The following is a 17,124-nucleotide window of genomic DNA, read 5'->3' on the forward strand; positions in this document are numbered from 1 at the left end:
TATATGTTTTTAATTGATTCACACTGTCATTTAGATAGTTTAAACTTAAGTACAAGATCTATCGATAAAGTGTTACAAGATGCACTCAAAAATGATGTTAAACATTGTCTAAGCGTAGCAACAACTCTATCAGGTTATGAGTCAATGAGGCAACTGCTCACACCTTATCAAAAACAATGTTCTCTTTCTTGCGGTATTCATCCACTTAACCTTGACGATGAACAATACGATGCAAATCGTTTTGAAACTTTAGCAAGACAAGATAATGTCGTAGCACTTGGCGAAACGGGGCTTGATTATTATTACCAGCAAGACAATATAGAATTACAACAAACTATTTTTAAAGAGCACATACGCTTAGGTAGAAAATTAAGTAAACCCATTATTGTCCATACACGCAGCTCCAAACAAGATACCTTAAAAATACTAAAAGAAGAGCATGTCCACTCTGGTGTATTACACTGTTTCACCGAAGATATTGACACAGCTAAACAATTATTAGATATCGGTTTTTATATTTCTTTTTCTGGCATTATCACCTTTAAAAATGCTGAAGCTTTACGCGAAGTTGCAAAATATGTACCAATTGACCGAATTTTGGTTGAAACGGACTCACCTTATTTGGCACCCGTACCTTACCGAGGAAAAGAAAACCAACCAGCTTACGTACGGGAAGTTGCTAACTATTTATCTATTTTAAAAGGCGTAACGCTAGATATTATTGCTCAGCAAACAACCAATAACTTTTGTCAGTTATTTAATTTACAGGGGAAATTAAATGAGTAATAAATTAACCATAGACTGGGATAATTTTTTAAAAAATTACTGGCAAAAAAAACCGGTTATTTTACGTAATGCTTTTAAGCATTTTATTGACCCTATTACCCCCGACGAACTTGCTGGATTGGCAATGGAGGAAGAGATCGAAAGCCGGATCGTTACCAACAAAAATGGTAAATGGGATGCCAAATTTGGTCCTTTCACTGATTTTAGCCGTTTAGGTGAAGATCATTGGAGTTTATTAGTACAAGCTGTTGATCATTGGCACGAACAAGCAGCCACTTTACTAGAACCCTTTAAGTGCATACCCCAATGGCAATTTGAAGATTTAATGGTTTCTTATGCCACTAAAGGGGCTGGAGTTGGTCCTCATATTGATAATTATGATGTTTTTATTATCCAAGGTAAGGGATGCAGACGTTGGCAAGTTGGTGATCGAAACCCAAATTATAAGCAATTTAACGCTCATAAAGCGTTATTGCATGTTGAAAAATACCATTCCATCATTGATGAAGAAATCGTAGCGGGTGATATTTTATATATCCCAATTGGCTATCCACACAATGGTATATCGATTGGCGAATCATTAAGTTATTCGGTTGGTTTTAGAACGCAAACTTCACAAGAGCTACTAAGTGGTTTTGCAGACTACATTATTGATAACTTGCCTAATGGTATTTTTTATCAAGATCCAGATTTAAAATTACCTAAAGATCCTTATCAAATTCAGCCTTATGAATTAGCCAAATTGCAAGATCAAATCATTGACTTGGTCAAAACACCGAACCTATTTAATGATTGGTTTGGCAAACACATCACTTTACCAATGCATGAACTTAACATCGTTTCTGTTGAACCCCCATACGAATATGATGAATTTCAGTCAATGTTACAAACTGGCGCAAAATTGTGTCGAGTACCAAGCATTCGAATGTTTAAAATTGGTGAATCTGGCTATATTCATGGAGAAAAAATAAATTTACCTAAGCCAATGATTGATATTTTATGCGAAACTGAAATTTTGAGTTACGAACAATTACAAGATAAAAACGTACTAAACACTATGCTTAAACTTGTCAATAAAGGATATTGGTATTTTATTGATTAAAAATAGTATGTTATCTTCATAAAAGTTAACATATTTGGTTAATATCTGACTATAAAACAAACTTTTAGTACTCAATAAATAATTGAGATTTTTCGCTTTTGTAATGCCACAAATGAATAAAAATAGTTGCTCATAACGTGGGGATCTTTAACTACAAACAACCTTTTTATTTATAAAAAGGTTGTTTGGGTCTTTAAGTTGGATTTTTATAAGTTTTAAGTATATACTTGCCCCGCTTTAAATTAGCTACCGTCTAAACAAAGATTAAACATAAAAAACGCGTATTTTAAGCAACTATTTATTTAAATAACTAGAGGTACACATGAAAGCTGAAGCAAACTCATTCAAGCAAGTTAAAAATGAAAGCGAACAAACAACCCCATATCAAAAAAGAACGCTTTTTGCATCTACTGTCGGTTACGCATTAGATGGCATGGATATGATGATCTTAGGTGTTTGTTTTAGCCTAATTTCTACTACCTTTAATTTATCTAATACCGATTTGGGTACTTTAACATCCGTCACATTGCTTGGAGCTGTACTGGGTGGTATTTTATTTGGTATCCTTGCAGACAAATATGGTCGAGTTAGAGTCTTTTCATGGACCATTTTAATCTTTTCCCTATTTACTGGACTATGTGCTATTGCACCTAATTATGAAAGCTTCTTAATCTTTCGATTTTTAAGTGGGCTTGGACTTGGTGGCGAATTTGGTATCGGTATGACACTGGTTTCAGAAAGCTGGCCTAAAAACAAACGATCAAGAGCAACCTCCATCGTTGCATTAGGCTTTCAAGCTGGCATTATTCTTGCCACTTTAACAGTTAATTTTATTGGTGAATTTTATGGGTGGCGTTGGGCCTTTGCTGTAGGTGTGTTACCAGCACTATTTGTGGCGTGGACACGTAACGGACTGAAAGAACCAGAAATTTGGCAAAATTTAAAAGATCAAAACAAAAATAAAATTGCTATTAATAAACTGTTTAGTTCGCCAAAAACAACTGCGACAACAATCGGATTAACAATAGCGTGTGCAGTACAAAACTTCGGATTTTATGGGCTCATGGTTTGGATGCCAAATATGATAGCTTCCGAGCTAAAATTAGAATTTAAAAACACCATGTTTTGGACAATCTCAACAACAATTGGTATGTCCTTAGGTATCTTAATTTTTGGTTGGTTATGTGATAAATTTGGACGTCGACCTTCTTATATCGTATTCCTTTTAATCTCAACCATATCCATATGGTTTTATTTTCAACAAACCAATATGACAATATTAATCATATTTGGATCTGTTATTGGCTTTTTCGTCAATGGTATGATGGGCGGCTATGGAGCTTTGCTTGCTGAACATTATCCGACCGATGCACGTTCAAGTGCGGAAAATATTATTTTTAATACTGGTCGTGGTATTGCAGGTGTTTCACAAGTCCTAATTGCTTATCTCGCAACCATTTATTCTATTAGCTATGCTCTTGCATTACTTTCAGCAGCTTACCTACTTTCAGCGGCTGCTTTTGTCTTTTTAATTCCAGAAACCAAAGGTAAAGCTCTAGATTAATAAAAAAAATTTCTACCTTATCAAATTGTAAATGAAAAACAGGACTTAACGCCCTGTTTTTCTATCTATTACTTTCCTTGATAATCATAACGTAAATTATTTATTAGCTTAGAAAGCAGATTAAGATTTATCGAGCCTCACAATCGCTCGGCTTTAAATTTAAAGTTAACACTTTCTCATCATTGATAAAATAGTTATAGTTGGAACCATCAGGAAAGGCCAATCTTATCCCTTTTACAATTATATCATTACCACAATAATAAGATTTTAAATTACTCAATAATGAATTTTTATTATTGTCTGATTGCAACGCATCATTATTTATATTTTTAACTACATATTTATAATTAATTGTATTATTTTCTTTTGATATATCAACTAACGTTGTATTTTGATCTGTATTCATTGGCAATTGTTGTTTAATACCTTTAATAATCATATCCTGAGCAACACCATAGTTACCCTCTTTTAGCTTATCTAACGCTTCTTGAGTTTCTAATTTTGCTTGTGCATATAAATCATTAGCTTTATTGCCCATATCTGATCCAGTTTGTTCAATTTTTTGTTGAAGATCCCCCATAGTCTTTCCAGAATTATCACAATTAACTAAAAAAACCCCCACAATTGCCAAAGAAATTACTTTTAAAGTTTTCATTATTCTGCCTTTGTTTGTAATGAGTAAAAATAGTGTTGCTATTATAATTAATACATAATAGAACGTTGATTTAAAAAAAAACATTAATAAAAGCGCTTTAATAAACCCTTTTATTGAAAATATTAGTTATGATTTCATTAGTTAGTATGCTCACCACCTGTCACACCATAGGTTTCAGCCGTAGTGTAGCTCGACTCACTTGAGGCTAAATGCACATAAACACCAGAAAGTTCAACAGGCTGCCCTGCACGTTTTAAAGGCGTTTCTTTACCAAATTCAGGAATGGCGTCACTAGGTTGACCACCACAAATTTGTAATGGCGTCCAGACAGGACCAGGTGCGACAATGTTTGCTCTAATCCCCTTACTCGCTATTTGTTTTGCTAGACCTTTTGTAAATGCAATAATGGCCGATTTAGTCGCTGCATAATCTAATAAACTTGCACCAGGTTGGAAAGCTTGAACAGATGAGGTCGTAATAATAGTCGATCCAGGTTTCAAATAACCTAATGCAGCTTTAGTTGTCCAAAATAGTGAAAATACATTAATTTCGAAAGTTTTCCTAATTTGCTCGGTAGTTAAGTCCATAATATCTGCAACAGAGGTTTGTTTGCCGGCAACTAAAGTCAGATTATCTAATCCCCCAAGTTTATTATGTGCTTCATCCACCATTTTTTTACAAAAAGCTTCATCACTCAAATCACCAGGAATCAAAACAGCTTTACGTCCTGCCTTCTCAATAATTTTAGCCACATCCTCAGCATCTTTTTGCTCATCAGGATGATAATTAATAGCGACATCAGCCCCTTCTTTTGCATAAGCAATCGCCGCTGCTCGACCAATACCTGAATCGCCACCAGTAACAAGCATCTTTTTACCTTCTAATCGCTGATGCCCTTGATAGCTTTTCTCGCCACAATCTGGTACTGGGTCCATTTCACATTGTAACCCTGGTGCAGCTTGTTTCTGTTTCGGAAATTTATCATGATAATATTTTGTAAGTGGATTACAGGTTTGTTTACTCATAATTTTCTCCTAAGTTAGGCATATATGTTTTAAACCCAATAAAACTTAAATAACATCAATTAATAGTAAAACCTTGTTGCTATATAACAATTAATCCTAAAATATTTTGAATAAAGAGTGTCGAATAGTTGTGTAAAAAACCAAAACTTTAATCAAATATAAACTTGTGTAAATTCAATATAATTAAAGATTCAATAAGTAATTACGGTGGCTTTCCTTGATTGGCTTGGTGAGGTCAATAATTCATATAATACCAAACCATTGGTGTTGCATAATCTTGCACCGACAATAGTGTATCAAATAAACGTAGAGTTAGCCAGTTTATAACCAATTAGGGCACTAAAAATTATAAACTTATACTGTCATATTAAAGATGGTTAAATTCATAAAAAAGCAATCACATTACTATTTTTAGATTAAAAATCTACTTAGTCTTAGCTTGGCAATCCGATAATTTCAACTCAACAATAATGACTTCTTCATTATCAACATAATAATGATAATTCGCGCCATTAGGAAAAATATTTTTTAACGTCTTTATTTCAGGGGTATCTCGGCAATAATCTGAAAGTAAATTATTACGTATAGTTTCAAGTGTGCTAGGCAATAATAAAGCTTGAGTTGGTGTATTTTTAACCCTATATTGATAGTTAATCCTATTTTTTTCGGCAAAAATATCAAACAAGGTTGTCAACTCATCAATTTCTATTGGTAAGTTTTTTTTCACTGGATTAATAACAGAATATTGAGAAACATCAACATCATTATTGTGACTAGATGAATCGGATTTAATATTTTTTGAATTGCTTGATGTCGTTTTAGAAGAATTATCACAACCCACTAAAATACAAATCAATGTAAGTAAAGCTGTTACCTTCCACCTTTTCATATTTAGCCCTTTCAATATCTGATAGCTGGTTCTTTTAGCAGTGTTTATAAAATTAGCCATTGATAGCTTTGAACTGCAACTGAACAACATTTATACATCAATATCTAACAAAATACCACTTAAAAATTATACTTTAATTGATTAAAATTGATATAAAACTTATGCAAAATTAAATTTTTTAATTTACATTCAGTAAATTATTAGAAACGCAATAAAAATGTTGCACTTTTTTTTAAAGCGAGTATTTTATTAGAACACTGTTTTAAAAATAATAAAAAATAGAACAAATTATTATGAATTTTCTACTCAACATCGCCCTCATTACTATTATCAGCGTGGTCATTATTCCTGCGCAGGGGCGTTTTTGAGTTAAAAAAGGTTAACACATAACCCAAAACCCCCGCCCCAAAAAAGCGGGGGTTTTTTTATAGCCAATACATAATTGAATAGAACAAGCGAGGAATAAATGTTAGGAACACAGTGGATAGTAAAAACCTTGAAAGAAAAAGGCATTACCACCGTTTTTGGGTATCCTGGTGGACAAATTATGCCTCTATATGATGCGCTTTATGATGGTGGAATTGAACATGTACTTTGTCGTCATGAACAAGGTGCGGCAATGGCCGCTATTGGTTACGCACGTGCCACCGGCAAAATAAGCGTATGCATTGCCACTTCTGGTCCAGGAGCAACCAACATCATTACAGGACTAGCAGATGCTTTAATCGATTCTGTTCCTATTATTGCCATAACAGGTCAAGTACCCAATAAACTAATTGGCACCGATGCCTTTCAAGAGGTCGACGTTTTAGGTTTATCGCTAGCCTGTACCAAACACAGCTACTTAATAGATAAACCACAAAACTTGCCCAATGCCTTAGAAGAGGCGTTTTATATAGCCAACTCAGGCAGACCAGGACCAATATTAATTGATATACCAAAAGACATACAATTAGCAGACTTAGATTACCAACAACATTTATCACCTTCTTTCTTAAAACCTCATTTTAACCAAACTTCACTTAAGTTCGATAAACAAATTTCTATCTCGCATGATGATATAACACTAGCCCAAAAGATGATGGCTCAAGCCCAAAAACCAATGCTATATATTGGTGGTGGTGTTGGGCTTTCAGGTGCGATTACCGAATTAAAGGATTTCATGGAATTAACGCAAATTCCGAGCGTTTCAACCTTAAAAGGTTTAGGTGTTGCAGATATTAATAACCCATATTACTTAGGATTAATCGGCATGCACGGCTCAAAAGCGGCTAACCTAGCAGTGCAGGAATGTGATTTATTAATTGCATTAGGTGTACGTTTTGATGACCGAGTAACAGGTAACCTTAATGAATTTGCACGCCATGCTAAAGTGATTCATATCGATATCGACCAAGCCGAAATTAATAAACTACGCCAAACCCATTTGGGACTACAAGGTGATATAAAACAAGTGCTTCCACAACTTCACCAAAAAGTATCGATTGAAGCATGGCACAAAAGGATAGACAAATTAAAATCTAGTCATCCAACGCGTTATGATCACCCTGGAGAAGCGATTTATGCTCCAGCATTATTAAAAACAATTTCAGAGCGTAAATCAGCAAACACCATTATCACAACAGATGTTGGACAACATCAAATGTGGACAGCCCAACACATGCATTTTAATCATCCACAAAACTTTATTACATCAAGTGGTCTTGGAACGATGGGATTTGGACTACCTGCAGCTATTGGGGCTCAAATGGCAAGACCAAATGATTGTGTTATTTGCATATCCGGAGATGGCTCTTTCATGATGAATATCCAAGAGCTCACCACAATTAAACGCAAACACCTACCGATAAAAATAATTTTAATTGATAACCAACGTTTGGGCATGGTTCGTCAATGGCAAGAATTATTTTTTAATGAAAGGTATAGCGAAACCAACTTATCAGATAACCCAGACTTTATCATGTTAGCCAAAGCGTTTGATATTCCGGGGCAAACTATCTACAAAAAATCAGAAATTGAAGAAGCACTAAATAATCTATTCAATTCATCGAGCGCATATCTCTTACATGTACGTATTGATGAATTAGAAAACGTTTGGCCATTAGTTCCCCCCGGTGCAGCTAATGAAAATATGCTAGATAAAAGTAGTAAGGAGTAAGCGATGAGTGAAACACCATATCAATTGACCATAAAAGCGGATAATAAATTAGGAACACTTGAACGTATCTTACGAGTTATTCGTCATCGTGGTGGACATATAAAAAAAATGCAAATGCACACAATTGATAATCATACATTCATTTTATCATTAACACTTGCAACAGAGAGAGCGATATCAACATTACAAAATCAAGTTGCTAAATTAGTGGATGTGATATCAATTGAAGCATAATCATTTAACAGGCAATCATTATTTATAACAACTAGTTAAATTGGTGCTAATCAAAGTATTAGATGTTAAACAAACTTAAAACTATAGTACATATTTGACCGTTAATATTAAAGATATAGCGCAAATACAAGCTTAACAAAAAGTAAAATCAAAGAGGAATAAAAAATGGGTTCTACAGCAAAATCTGATTATATTTGGTTTAATGGCGAAATGGTTCCATGGGCTGATGCAAAAGTACATGTAATGTCACATGCGTTGCATTATGGTACATCCGTTTTCGAAGGCGTCCGCTGTTACAATACACATAAAGGTCCTGCTATTTTTCGCCACAAAGAACATGCACAAAGACTATTAAATTCAGCCAAAATTTATCGTTTTCCTGTTTCTTATTCTCTTGAAGAAATTATGGAAGCAACTCGCCAAACTATCAAAAAAAATAATTTAAAAAGTGCGTATATTCGCCCACTTGTTTTTGTAGGGGATGTCGGCATGGGAGTAAACCCGCCTGCTGGTTATCAAACCGATGTCATGATAGCTGCATTTCCATGGGGTGCCTATCTTGGTGAAGAAGCTTTAGATCAAGGTATTGATGCCATGGTTTCATCGTGGCATCGGGTTGCATCAAACACCATTCCCGCAGCAGCTAAAGCGGGCGGTAACTATTTGTCGTCATTATTAATCGGATCTGAAGCAAGAGCCAATGGCTTTCAAGAAGGTATTGCGTTAGATGTACATGGTCACCTATCAGAAGGTGCGGGCGAAAACCTATTTATCATAAAAGATGGCATTTTATATACCCCTGTTCTATCGTCTTCTGCGCTACCAGGTATTACCCGTGATGCAGTGCTAACACTAGCACGTGACATTGGCATAGAAGTACGCGAGCAAACATTATCACGCGAATCACTTTATCTAGCTGACGAAGTATTTATGACAGGCACTGCAGCTGAAATTACACCAGTACGTAGCGTTGACCGCATTCAAGTTGGCATTGGTCGTTGTGGTCCAATCACCAAACAAATCCAACAAACATTCTTCGGTTTATTTAACGGTAAAACTGAAGATAAATACGGATGGTTAGATCCAGTTAAATAAAAAGTTCCCAAACCTGCCGGCTAGCTCGGCAGAAAATGGGTTAAAAAATAATTTATTTAATAAAATTATGTACCAATAAATATCAGTCGCTTGCATAAAAAAATTGGGAGCAATAAATGCCTAAATATCGATCAGCCACTTCCATCGAAGGAAGGAATATGGCAGGAGCCCGCGCATTATGGCGTGCAACTGGCGTTAAAAATGAAGACTTTGGTAAACCTATCATAGCTGTGGTTAACTCATTTACTCAATTCGTACCGGGTCATGTCCACCTAAAAGACATTGGACAGCTAGTCGCCAAACAAATTGAAGCATCGGGTGGTATAGCCAAAGAGTTCAATACAATCGCAGTTGATGATGGTATTGCCATGGGACATGGTGGAATGCTTTACTCGCTTCCTTCAAGAGAACTCATTGCTGACTCTGTCGAGTATATGGTTAATGCGCACTGTGCAGATGCCATGATCTGCATCTCAAACTGTGACAAAATCACCCCGGGTATGTTAATGGCATCGCTGCGTTTAAACATCCCAACTATTTTTGTCTCAGGTGGACCAATGGAAGCTGGCAAAACTAAACTATCTGACCAAATCATTAAATTAGACTTAGTTGACGCCATGATTCAAAGCGCTAACCCGAATGTAAGTGATGCTGATAGCAAAGCCATCGAAGAATCAGCCTGCCCAACATGTGGATCTTGCTCTGGCATGTTTACGGCTAACTCCATGAACTGCTTAACCGAAGCATTAGGGCTTTCATTACCAGGCAATGGCTCACTTATCGCCACTCACAAACAACGTGAACAACTCTTTTTAAATGCAGCTAAACGCATTGTTGAAATCACCAAACGTTATTATGAACATGATGATGCATCTTACCTACCACGATCTATTGCAACAAAAGCGGCATATGAAAATGCTATGTCGTTAGATATTGCTATGGGTGGCTCGACCAACACCGTATTACATTTGTTAGCCACTGCACAAGAAGGCGAAATCGACTTTACCATGTCAGATATCGATAGATTATCGCGTAAAGTTCCACATTTATGTAAAGTAGCACCAAGTACTGCGCAATATCATATGGAAGATGTTCACCGAGCTGGTGGCGTTGTGTCAATTATGTCTGAACTGGATAAAGCCGGACTACTAAATCGCAATGTACACAACGTTCTAGGACTAACATTACAAGAAACTTTCACCAAATACGACATAACTCAAACTACTGACGAAGCAGTAAAAAAAATGTATCGTAGTGGACCTGCAGGTATTCGTACCACTAAAGCTTTTTCACAAGATTGTTATTGGGATTCACTTGACGATGACCGTGTAAACGGTTGTATTCGTGATAAAGCTCACGCCTATAGTCAAGACGGTGGACTTGCAACACTATATGGTAATGTTGCACTAGATGGCGCAATTGTTAAGACTGCAGGCGTTGCCGCTGAAAATTTAATTTTCCGAGGGCCTGCAAAAGTATTTGAAAGCCAAGAAGATGCGGTTGATGGCATATTAGGCGGTAAAGTAGAAGCAGGCGATGTGGTTGTCATCATTTATGAAGGACCAAAAGGTGGACCGGGTATGCAAGAAATGCTCTACCCAACCAGTTATTTAAAATCCATGGGACTAGGCAAAAAATGTGCATTAATAACAGACGGACGATTTTCTGGTGGTTCTTCTGGCTTATCGATCGGTCATATTTCTCCAGAAGCAGCAAATGGCGGCGTTATAGGTCTTGTTCGTGATGGCGATATTATTGATATTGATATCCCAAATCGTAAATTAGTACTAGATGTCCCAACTTCTGAACTTGAACGCCGACGAATTGCAGAACTAGAACGAGGTGAAAAAGCATTTACCCCTCATAATCGAGATCGTTACGTCTCTTTTGCGCTTAAAGCTTACGCCAGTTTAGCAACAAGCGCAGACAAAGGTGCCGTACGAGATAAAAGTAAATTAGGTGGCTAATTGTGAAACAAGAAAATACTCAACTTACCGGTGCAGATTATTTAAAAGCAACGCTTTGTAGCGCCGTATACGATGTGGCAGAAGTAACGCCACTTGAAAAAATGGAAAAAATATCGGCAAGAATACACAATCAAGTTTTTGTCAAACGCGAAGATCGCCAGCTCGTCCACAGCTTTAAAATTCGTGGTGCACAAGCCATGATAGCCAGCTTAAGTGAAGAAGAACGCAAATGCGGCGTTATTGCTGCATCAGCAGGTAACCATGCGCAAGGTGTGGCTTTTTCAGCAAGCAAATTAGGTATTAACTCCTTAATTGTTATGCCTCTTACCACAGCGGATATCAAAGTTGAAGCTGTAAAAAGTTTTGGGGGTGAAGTATTACTTTATGGCGCCAATTTTGACGAAGCCAAAGCCAAAGCAATGGAACTGGCTAAAGAACAAAATCGCATCTTCATTCCACCATTTGATCATCCACTAGTAATTGCTGGGCAAGGCAGTATTGCTATGGAACTATTACAACAAAATGCCAAACTCGACCGAATCTTTGTACCTGTTGGTGGTGGTGGGCTTGCCGCAGGCATTGCAGTATTAATCAAACAAATCATGCCATCAATCAAAGTTATTGCGGTTGAGCCTAAAGATTCAGCTTGCTTAAAAGCTGCATTAGAAGCAGGTCACCCTATTGATTTAGAGCGTGTCGGACTCTTTGCTGAAGGCGTTGCAGTCAAACGAATTGGCGATGAAACATTCAGACTTTGCCAACAATATATTGATGATATTATTACCGTGGATAGCGACGAAATTTGCGCAGCAGTGAAAGACTTATTTGACGATGTGCGTGCAATAGCTGAACCATCTGGCGCAGTAGCACTAGCAGGGCTAAAAAAATACGTAGAACAGCACAACATCAGTGGCGAAAGCCTTGCTCACATATTATCAGGCGCGAATTTAAACTTCCACAACTTACGCTATGTATCAGAACGTTGTGAATTAGGCGAAAAACGTGAAGTGTTATTAGCCGTCACCATCCCAGAAAAGAAAGGCAGTTTTTTAAATTTCTGCCAGCTATTAGGTGGGCGAGCTGTGACCGAATTTAACTACCGCTATCATGATGAAAAATCAGCTTGTATTTTTGTGGGTGTTAAAATCGCAAAAAGTAACGAAAAAGATGAAATCATGCAAGAACTCACTGCTGCAAATTACCCTGTTGTTGATCTTACTGAAGATGAAATGGCAAAACTTCACGTACGCTACATGATTGGTGGCAAGCCTTGCAAACCACTTCAAGAACAAGTATACAGTTTTGAGTTCCCTGAATCGCAAGGAGCACTACTAAAATTCTTACAAACGTTAGGCACTAATTGGAATATATCAATGTTCCACTATCGTAGCCACGGTACCGATTATGGTCGTGTACTTGCGGCATTTGAAATAGCCGAATCAACCATTAACCTGTTTAACCAACACTTAACCGAATTAGGTTATGCGTTTCATAACGAAACGTATAACCCATCGCTTAAATTGTTTTTAACAAATTAAGGTTAAATAAAACAGTAAGATTGATTAATTTAGTTAAGTTTCGGGCGTATTAAATTTAAAGCTAAAAACAGCTACTGCAATCACGTCCGAAACCCTACCGCCCCCAAACACTCCTAGCGCCTTATAATAAAAGGTATTAGCATATTTTTACTATCCGTTATTTAATTTGATGAATATAACCTTTAATAATATTAATACTTTTTTCAAAAAGCTGTTTTTCGTTTTCGGTAAAGTCGAGTTCTATAATTTTTTTAATTCCATGTTGATCTAAAATTGTAGGAACACCAATAGCAACATCTTTATAACCATATTCACCATTTAAAATACAGCTTAAAGCCAAAGCTCGATGGCTATTAGTAAAAATATGCTGGCAGATTTCTGTAATGGTGCTGGCAATACCATATTCAGTACATTGTTTATAATTAACAATTTCAAAACCTTTATTTTTAGCTTTTAAACCAATATCATCAAAATCAATTTTGTTTTTGTCTAAACGATTAAGATTAATACCATAAACTGATGAATGAGACCAAACCGGAAATTGTGAATCACCATGTTCACCGACAATAAAAGCATCAATGCTTTGTGGACCAATATCCATTTTTTCGCCCAATAATCGACGCAAACGTACCGTATCAAGCCATACCCCTGTACCAATCACTCGGTGACGAGGTAAGCCAGATAGTTTCCAGACTTGATATGTAATGGCATCGCAAGGATTGGTTGCAATTAAAAATATCCCCTTAAAACCATTCTTCATCATATTAGGAACTATGCTATCAATGATTTTAGAGGTTCCAGCAAGTTCTTCTGCTCGACTTTTTTGAGCAATGCCTGAGGTAACAGTGATAATTGCGATATCAATATCAGCACAATCAGCTGATTCGCGTAAGCTAACTTTAACCATATTTTGTCGATAAGCTGCGGCATCTAATAAATCTTGCGCATGCCCATAAACCAAATCCTTATTGAGATCAACAAGGGCAATTTCTTCACAAATTCCCCGATTAACCAAAGTATAAGCCGTTGTTGAACCAACATTACCAACACCGATAATCATCACTTTACGAAGCTTCATATCAACCTCACTTAATAAGAATTAAAACATCAAAATTCGGAACGAATTAATTTCAAAGATTTTTATTTATATGCTTAAAATTCTAGATATTCAAGGTAAATATCCATTGATTGATATAAAATCCTGATTGTTAGGATAGAATCTTTATTGTAAATAGATATTAAGATAAGCGTGCTGCTGCCCAAGTGCTGATCACCGCATGATTCCACACGTTTGATTAATTGGCATTTGATGAACCATAAATATCGCACATCCTTGTCGTCATCACTTGATTTGGCTCCCTACCAAAATATTTTATGCCAATTAACTTACTTGACCACACTTAAGCAAGGATAATAACTTCAGCTGTTAATCCAAATTTTTTATTTGGATTGTGTAGTGATTTGTCTTGAGTTAGACATTTCCATTATCGCTACTGCTTGTAATATTATTCTGCAAATATGAAACTACTGAAGCTGCAACTTTTGGTTTTCCTATAACTATTAACTGATTATTTTTAGAATTAACAGCATTCTCAATAGCTAAAGACAAACCTAACCAATATGAACAAAGTCCCGCATAGCCAATGGCACTTTCAACATTCACCATATTTTGCGGCTTAAATTCAATTTGGTTAAAATGATTAACGATATCATTTTTTAACGCTGAAGATACACCGTTATACCATACATCGCCATAAGTTGCTTTATTAGCGCTACCCCATAATAAAGCATTATCAATAGTTTGATTTAATGACGAAGTTTGTTCACTGCGGTGTACTTTTACTAATGAGGATTGATCATCCAACAAAGCTCCAATATCTGCCTTTTCACCCGCTAACAAAAGCCATGAAGCAAATTCACCTTGATTTTTCTCTGGAGAAAAAAACATATGCGCATTTATCACTAACAGTAAATCATTATCATGCTCTTTGTCATCTAACCATGATTCAATAAATGTCGATGAACGGCTTGGCGCTTCAATCACCAAACTAGTTGGATTAGAAACCAATTTTCCTAATGTGTTTGTCCATAACGTATTAATTTGCTCCTCAGAAATACCTGCATCTATAAATAATCGCACATGCAAATTTAAATTGGTTGGAACTTGATCCAATTTAGCTTTGATTTCTTTTTCCCAGTCTGTAAATATCAATTGTAAACGATCACTAAAATTTTCATTTTTTAAATCATCATTTATAGGTAAAGTGGTATGAGGCACAACAATACTACTTTTAGGATGTAGCTTCGATGTCATTAAAAATTTGTTATCAATGATATTTGCTGCATTGCCTAATTTACCGTATTGTGTAACGAGCAAATACCCTAAAACGGATAAACCTCTTTGCCCATCATTTATCATCTCCTCTTTGCGTTGTTCTCGATATAAATTCCATTCATTATTATAAGCTTTACAATAACTATGAGCATAAAAACGGTACAAAAAAAGCCCACCCCAAATAAGCACAGGAAAAACAAAAATCCCCGATAAAAATAGAGCATTTGGGATACGATAAAAAAAACTGGTAGCTACTGTAATGACAGCGCCAATAAATATGAACGCAACCAACAAAAACGCCCATAATCTTAAATTTAATTTTTTGGGTTCGGGCATTAGCTTTGGCAGTGAGGTTAAATCTATAGACATTAGCCTTTCCCTACTTCTGATATTGATGATATTAAAGAACAACCACAAGCACTTTTATGACCATCTAAAGCTACTTGTAGACCTTGATCGGTAATAGTTGATTCACCTTCAATGATTGGATTAACACCATGATATTTTACAGGACAACTAACTAAATCACCTACTCGAGCAACGGGTTTACCTAAAACCTTCATCGTTGACGATGCAGTAATAACCTTTCCACCATGATCTGTTGAATCCCCTAAACGAATTACCCCTTTTAACTTACTCATTTTTATTTCCTTTATAATTCTCTTACTTATAAAAATCTATTAATCTATTTTATACAAAATATCATATCGTACAAATCATCTCCTTATTAGCAAGATACAATATTAATATATTATCCTTTTGCTTGTTGTTGTAATTAACGTTTTAACCTATTAAAAGTAATTTAACCAACCAATATTGAACGCACAAATCACTTTTAAAAAAATCGATAACCTAATAAATTAAAATAATTTTATAAAATATAACCGCCACTTTTAGCCCTTCTTAGCTTTAATTCACCATAATCATTAACATTATAATAATGAGTCCCTCTGGCAAGATCCTTACCTGTTACGACATCTTCAAGACCATCAAAATTAGGATACAAGCTATAAATATCCTTATTTTTTATCCAATTTGGCACATTTTCCATATGGTAACGGAATGACACCATTCTCATACCTTTAAGTTGATTATCAACCTCTGTAATCCTATCAACTACAACCCGACCAAAGCAGAAGTTAGTCCCCCCCCACCAATCTACGTATTTACGACCTTCTTCCGTTAAATTATAACGGTACAGAGGCTTATCGCCGTCATGACCAACCAGCTCTTCGGTAAATAATCCCTCTTTAGCATAGAGGGATAGCTTCAAGTTCAATCTTCTATTTTGTTTTACTTTATCATAAGGCTCTTTCGGATCAATTTCGCCTTCAACATAGTGAATAGTATAAGGATACATATCTTCATAAACCTTACCGACCCTTAAGCAAGATTTTTTATTTCCTGTTGGGTTATTAATATCGTTTTCTCTTTGAATTCGCGTTTTATAATCGGTAAAATCGCACCCTATCAGTAACGATAACATCAGTAAACTACTACCTAATATTAAGACTTTTTTGATTTGTGTTTTCATCAGTTATTACCTGTTAGTTAAAATTTGTTAATCGATTCTGTCACTGCTTCGGCTTATGACTTGTATCAGCTGTATATTGGTATGACAGTAAGTATGGAAACACTTTTTTACCCCGAAAATCTTAAACTTAACAGTAATCTAATGAATTAAAACAATATTACAGAACATAAGCACCACTAAGCCCTATCTTTAAGCGCAACGTACCATCATAAGAAATACTATAGTAATGAGCACCACCTTCA

15 protein-coding genes are annotated in these 17,124 nt (G+C 35.8%); 8 read left to right on the forward strand and 7 right to left on the reverse strand.

Translation table 11 applies throughout. The annotated features are described in order from the left end of the window. The first annotated feature begins 3 nt into the window (after positions 1 to 3). The 3 genes from A9G48_RS09500 to A9G48_RS09510 all read left to right on the forward strand — a co-directional run bounded on the left by A9G48_RS09500 (position 4) and on the right by A9G48_RS09510 (position 3,452). The gene (locus A9G48_RS09500) at positions 4 to 786 is read left to right on the forward strand and encodes a YchF/TatD family DNA exonuclease (protein WP_034946636.1); all 783 of its coding nucleotides are present in this window, start codon (positions 4 to 6) and stop codon (positions 784 to 786) included. After that, complete coding sequence (locus tag A9G48_RS09505; protein ID WP_034946638.1) at positions 779 to 1,888, forward strand: ribosomal protein uL16 3-hydroxylase; 1,110 nt, start codon at positions 779 to 781, stop codon at positions 1,886 to 1,888. The genes A9G48_RS09500 and A9G48_RS09505 overlap by 8 nt, the downstream gene beginning before the upstream one ends. Before the next feature lie 322 nt (positions 1,889 to 2,210). Then, entirely contained in the window at positions 2,211 to 3,452 is a 1,242-nt protein-coding gene (locus tag A9G48_RS09510) for an MFS transporter (protein WP_034946641.1), read from the forward strand. A gap of 127 nt (positions 3,453 to 3,579) precedes the next feature. Here the strand turns inward: A9G48_RS09510 and A9G48_RS09515 are convergent, their stop codons facing one another. From A9G48_RS09515 to A9G48_RS09525, 3 genes are all read right to left on the reverse strand, one after another. Continuing rightward, positions 3,580 to 4,107: a hypothetical protein gene (locus A9G48_RS09515; protein WP_034946645.1), complete on the reverse strand. Its 528-nt coding sequence runs from the start codon at positions 4,105 to 4,107 to the stop codon at positions 3,580 to 3,582. 137 nt (positions 4,108 to 4,244) lie between these two features. Then, entirely contained in the window at positions 4,245 to 5,132 is an 888-nt protein-coding gene (locus tag A9G48_RS09520) for an SDR family oxidoreductase (protein WP_034946648.1), read from the reverse strand. A gap of 424 nt (positions 5,133 to 5,556) precedes the next feature. Continuing rightward, positions 5,557 to 6,021 (reverse strand): hypothetical protein, encoded by a 465-nt coding sequence (locus tag A9G48_RS09525; protein WP_034946650.1) that lies wholly within the window; start codon positions 6,019 to 6,021, stop codon positions 5,557 to 5,559. Between the two features lie 466 nt (positions 6,022 to 6,487). Between A9G48_RS09525 and ilvG the strand changes: the two genes are divergently transcribed. The 5 genes from ilvG (at position 6,488) to ilvA (ending at position 13,013) form a co-directional block, all read left to right on the forward strand. Next, complete coding sequence (gene ilvG / locus A9G48_RS09530; RefSeq protein WP_034946652.1) at positions 6,488 to 8,179, forward strand: acetolactate synthase 2 catalytic subunit; 1,692 nt, start codon at positions 6,488 to 6,490, stop codon at positions 8,177 to 8,179. A gap of 3 nt (positions 8,180 to 8,182) precedes the next feature. Further along, positions 8,183 to 8,413, forward strand: coding sequence for an acetolactate synthase 2 small subunit (gene ilvM / locus A9G48_RS09535; RefSeq protein WP_034946653.1), 231 nt, complete (start codon positions 8,183 to 8,185; stop codon positions 8,411 to 8,413). A gap of 165 nt (positions 8,414 to 8,578) precedes the next feature. Next, positions 8,579 to 9,508: a branched-chain amino acid transaminase gene (locus A9G48_RS09540; RefSeq protein ID WP_034946655.1), complete on the forward strand. Its 930-nt coding sequence runs from the start codon at positions 8,579 to 8,581 to the stop codon at positions 9,506 to 9,508. 116 nt (positions 9,509 to 9,624) lie between these two features. Then, entirely contained in the window at positions 9,625 to 11,475 is a 1,851-nt protein-coding gene (gene ilvD, locus A9G48_RS09545) for a dihydroxy-acid dehydratase (RefSeq protein WP_034946657.1), read from the forward strand. A gap of 2 nt (positions 11,476 to 11,477) precedes the next feature. Beyond that, positions 11,478 to 13,013: a threonine ammonia-lyase, biosynthetic gene (gene ilvA, locus A9G48_RS09550; protein ID WP_065568984.1), complete on the forward strand. Its 1,536-nt coding sequence runs from the start codon at positions 11,478 to 11,480 to the stop codon at positions 13,011 to 13,013. A gap of 157 nt (positions 13,014 to 13,170) precedes the next feature. Here the strand turns inward: ilvA and A9G48_RS09555 are convergent, their stop codons facing one another. From A9G48_RS09555 to A9G48_RS09570, 4 genes are all read right to left on the reverse strand, one after another. After that, positions 13,171 to 14,091, reverse strand: a complete 921-nt coding sequence (locus tag A9G48_RS09555) for an L-lactate dehydrogenase (RefSeq protein WP_034946662.1) — start codon at positions 14,089 to 14,091, stop codon at positions 13,171 to 13,173. 393 nt (positions 14,092 to 14,484) lie between these two features. Continuing rightward, positions 14,485 to 15,717 carry a hypothetical protein gene (locus A9G48_RS09560; protein ID WP_034946665.1) on the reverse strand — a complete coding sequence of 411 codons (1,233 nt, stop codon included), beginning with the start codon at positions 15,715 to 15,717 and terminating at the stop codon, positions 14,485 to 14,487. Next, the gene (locus A9G48_RS09565) at positions 15,717 to 15,989 is read right to left on the reverse strand and encodes a PAAR domain-containing protein (protein ID WP_034946668.1); all 273 of its coding nucleotides are present in this window, start codon (positions 15,987 to 15,989) and stop codon (positions 15,717 to 15,719) included. Before A9G48_RS09565 ends, A9G48_RS09560 begins: the two co-directional genes overlap by 1 nt. A gap of 230 nt (positions 15,990 to 16,219) precedes the next feature. Continuing rightward, positions 16,220 to 16,882: a hypothetical protein gene (locus tag A9G48_RS09570; RefSeq protein WP_065576123.1), complete on the reverse strand. Its 663-nt coding sequence runs from the start codon at positions 16,880 to 16,882 to the stop codon at positions 16,220 to 16,222. Positions 16,883 to 17,124 lie beyond the last annotated feature (242 nt).

The sequence above is a fragment of the Gilliamella sp. wkB18 genome, assembly GCF_001690875.1.
In the GTDB taxonomy this organism is placed as follows: Bacteria; Pseudomonadota; Gammaproteobacteria; order Enterobacterales; family Orbaceae; genus Gilliamella; species Gilliamella apicola_A.

What these genes read in the sequence shown, in the direction of transcription:
- A9G48_RS09505 (WP_034946638.1), top strand. Translation starts at nt 779, where the DNA reads ATGAGTAATAAATTAACCATAGACTGGGATAATTTTTTAAAAAATTAC.
- A9G48_RS09510 (WP_034946641.1), top strand. Translation starts at nt 2,211, where the DNA reads ATGAAAGCTGAAGCAAACTCATTCAAGCAAGTTAAAAATGAAAGCGAA.
- A9G48_RS09520 (WP_034946648.1), bottom strand. Translation starts at nt 5,132, where the DNA reads ATGAGTAAACAAACCTGTAATCCACTTACAAAATATTATCATGATAAA.
- A9G48_RS09570 (WP_065576123.1), bottom strand. Translation starts at nt 16,882, where the DNA reads ATGAAAACACAAATCAAAAAAGTCTTAATATTAGGTAGTAGTTTACTG.
- ilvD (WP_034946657.1), top strand. Translation starts at nt 9,625, where the DNA reads ATGCCTAAATATCGATCAGCCACTTCCATCGAAGGAAGGAATATGGCA.
- ilvG (WP_034946652.1), top strand. Translation starts at nt 6,488, where the DNA reads ATGTTAGGAACACAGTGGATAGTAAAAACCTTGAAAGAAAAAGGCATT.
- A9G48_RS09560 (WP_034946665.1), bottom strand. Translation starts at nt 15,717, where the DNA reads ATGTCTATAGATTTAACCTCACTGCCAAAGCTAATGCCCGAACCCAAA.
- A9G48_RS09500 (WP_034946636.1), top strand. Translation starts at nt 4, where the DNA reads ATGTTTTTAATTGATTCACACTGTCATTTAGATAGTTTAAACTTAAGT.
- A9G48_RS09515 (WP_034946645.1), bottom strand. Translation starts at nt 4,107, where the DNA reads ATGAAAACTTTAAAAGTAATTTCTTTGGCAATTGTGGGGGTTTTTTTA.
- A9G48_RS09540 (WP_034946655.1), top strand. Translation starts at nt 8,579, where the DNA reads ATGGGTTCTACAGCAAAATCTGATTATATTTGGTTTAATGGCGAAATG.
- ilvM (WP_034946653.1), top strand. Translation starts at nt 8,183, where the DNA reads ATGAGTGAAACACCATATCAATTGACCATAAAAGCGGATAATAAATTA.
- A9G48_RS09565 (WP_034946668.1), bottom strand. Translation starts at nt 15,989, where the DNA reads ATGAGTAAGTTAAAAGGGGTAATTCGTTTAGGGGATTCAACAGATCAT.
- A9G48_RS09525 (WP_034946650.1), bottom strand. Translation starts at nt 6,021, where the DNA reads ATGAAAAGGTGGAAGGTAACAGCTTTACTTACATTGATTTGTATTTTA.
- A9G48_RS09555 (WP_034946662.1), bottom strand. Translation starts at nt 14,091, where the DNA reads ATGAAGCTTCGTAAAGTGATGATTATCGGTGTTGGTAATGTTGGTTCA.